The following is a 2,763-nucleotide window of genomic DNA, read 5'->3' on the forward strand; positions in this document are numbered from 1 at the left end:
CCGATGACCACCGGCTTTCCCCGAAGCTCCGGATGCCTCAGCTCCTCCACGGCGGCGAAGAAGGCGTCCATGTCCATGTGCAGTATTCTCCTCATGGTGATATCCCTCTCTAATGATAGAATACCCGTATGCGCAAGCGGAAAGGATACCCCGGCCGTGCCCTGGCATGAGGCGGTCGCCCTGGTGGCAGCCGTGTTTCTGGCCTTCGGCTTTGTCCACAGCGCCTGCGTCACCTCGGCCGTCAAGGGCCTCGTGGCCCGCCTCCTGGGAGAGCGGCTCGTGCGGGGATGGTACCGGTTTCTCTATAACGCCTTTGGCTTCCTTACCACGGCCCTGGCCGTCTATCTTATCGTTCTTATCCCCGACGCGCGCCTCTGGACGGCACCCCTCGCCCTTCGCATCCCCATGCACGCCCTCCAGCTCCTGGGTGCATACGTCGGCCTCAGGGCTTTCGATATCTTCGATACGGCGGAGTTCATGGGGCTCAGGCAGGCCCTGGCCTACGTTCGGGGCAGGCACATAGAGGGCGACATCGAGGGGATACGCATAAACCGGCTGGTGACCACCGGGATATACGGACTTACCAGAAACCCCATGTACCTGGGGGGAATCCTGCTTTTCACCTTCAACCCCTACGTCACCCGGAACTGGCTCACCGTGAGCGCCCTGGCCGACCTGTACTTCATCATGGGCGCATTCGTGGAGGAGAGGCGCCTTCTCTCGCGCTTCGGGGAGGAGTACGACCGGTACAAAAAGCGGGTGCCCCTGCTTCTGCCCCGGCCCCGGGACGTGCTCCGGCACCTGAAAGGAGGCGGTCGGAAGGCCGGGGGATAAAGCCCCCTGTTTGACCCCCTTTTCGGGAATGTGTTACTGTGCCTTAATGGTGCAGGAAGGCGGGCAGGAGCCCTTTATCTCGGTCATCATCCCCAACCGAAATGGGATGCAGAGCATAGCAAAATGTCTCGCCGCCGTCTGCTCCTCGCACTATCCCCGCTATGAGGTCATCGTCGCCGACGACTGCTCCGATGACGGCTCCAGAGCCGTCATTGAGGCATATCCCGTCCAGCTTGTGCGGCTTCCCGCACGGGGGGGCGCCTCCGCCGCCCGGAACGCCGGAGCCCGGCACGCCCGGGGTGATATCCTCTTTTTCATAGACGCCGACTGCGTCGTCAGGCCCGAGACACTGGCCGTTGCGGCCCGATGCAGAGCGCAGCACCCCGAGGCGGTCGTGGGCGGCACCTATACGCCTGTGCCCCACGACACGGGCTTTTACAGCATGTTTCAGTCGGTCTTCGTCCATTACTCCGAGACAAAGCGCGCCGAGCCCGATTACGTAGCCACCCATGCCCTGCTCATAGGAAAGGAGCTTTTCCTCACAAGCGGGGGGTTCGACGAAAGATTCCTCCCCATCCTGGAGGACGTGGAGTTCAGCCACCGGCTGAGACGCCGCGGCGTGCCGCTTCTCATGTGCCCGGGCCTCCTGGTGGAGCACATCTTCGGCTTCACACTGTCGGGCTCGCTCAGGAACGCCTTCCGGAAGGCCCGCTACTGGAGCATCTATTCCCTGGCGAACCGGGACCTCCTCACGGACTCGGGCACCGCATCGCTGGAGCTGAAGGCCAACTCCCTGGCCTGGGCCCTTTCACTGGTGCTCCTCGCCCTGGGCGTCACGGCGGGGAGCGGCTACGCCCTCCTGGCGCTTCTGGCCGTCTGCGGCGCAAACCTCGCCATAAACCGGGGGTTCGCCTCGGCCCTCTTTCGGACGGGTGGAAGGGCCTTCGGCCTCAAGGCCCTCCTTTATTATACGGCGCTCTATCCCCTGGCCGTGGTGGCCGGAGGGTTGACGGGCCTCCTCTGGAGGCGCTGATGTACTCCAAGGCGCGCTTTCTGCCCTCGGTCTTCCGCAAGAGGCGTCCCGTGCACCTGACTTTCTTCGTCACCCGGCGCTGTAACGCCCGGTGCCCCTTCTGCTTTTACCAGGATAATGCAAAGGAGCATCGCGATGAGCTTTCCCTAGACGAGGTCCGCCGCCTGGCCCCCTCTGTGGGCCCGCTCCTCTGGCTTGCTTTCTCCGGCGGAGAGGTCTTTCTCAGGGAGGACCTTCCCGACCTTTGCCGGGTCTTTTACGAGCAGACCAGGCCCTCCATCATCCTGCTTCCCACCAACGCCCTCATGCCCGGGCGCATTAGGGAGATGACCGAGGAGGTCCTCCGCTCCTGCCCGCGAAGCGTGGTCACGGTAAAGCTCTCCCTGGATGCCCTCGGGGAGAAGCACGACGCCCTGCGTGGGGTACCGGGGAGTTTCGAGAAGCTCCTCCGGACCCGGGAGGCCCTGGCGGACCTGCTCGATGCCTATAGCAACTTCGAGCTCGGCGTCAATACCGTCTTTACGCGGGCAAACCAGGACGACATGTATGACATCATCCGGTTTGCCGGGGAACTGCCCGGAATAAAGACCCATACCATCTCCCTGGTGCGCGGGGACGTGGCGGAGGGCACCTACAAGGACGTTGACCTGGCGAAGTACCTGAGGGCCGCGCGCAGGCTGGAACGGAAGCTCAAGGAGGGAAGCGCCTCGACCTACCGCTTCAGAGGGGCCCGGGTGATAGCGGCCCAGGACGTCATCCAGCGGAGACTCATCCATCGCACGGCGGCGGAGCGGAAGGCACAGCTCCCCTGCTACGCCGGGCGGCTGAACGTGGTCCTCACCGAGACGGGGGACGTCTATCCCTGCGAGAGCTTCCGGGAGAGCCACCATATGGGC

The 2,763-nt window shown here is 63.8% G+C and carries 3 protein-coding genes; all 3 read left to right on the top strand.

Annotated features, from left to right (window positions below):
- Positions 1-156: 156 nt before the first annotated feature.
- Positions 157-834, top strand: a complete 678-nt coding sequence (locus tag P8Y39_12850) for an isoprenylcysteine carboxylmethyltransferase family protein (GenBank protein MEJ2193204.1) — start codon at positions 157-159, stop codon at positions 832-834.
- 46 nt (positions 835-880) lie between these two features.
- Positions 881-1,867, top strand: a complete 987-nt coding sequence (locus P8Y39_12855; protein MEJ2193205.1) for a glycosyltransferase — start codon at positions 881-883, stop codon at positions 1,865-1,867.
- A partial coding sequence (locus P8Y39_12860; GenBank protein MEJ2193206.1) for a radical SAM protein occupies positions 1,867-2,763 on the top strand: 897 nt, incomplete at its 3' end. The genes P8Y39_12855 and P8Y39_12860, both read left to right, overlap by 1 nt.

The sequence above is a fragment of the Nitrospirota bacterium genome, assembly GCA_037386965.1.
Taxonomy (GTDB): Bacteria; Nitrospirota; Thermodesulfovibrionia; order Thermodesulfovibrionales; family JdFR-86; genus JARRLN01.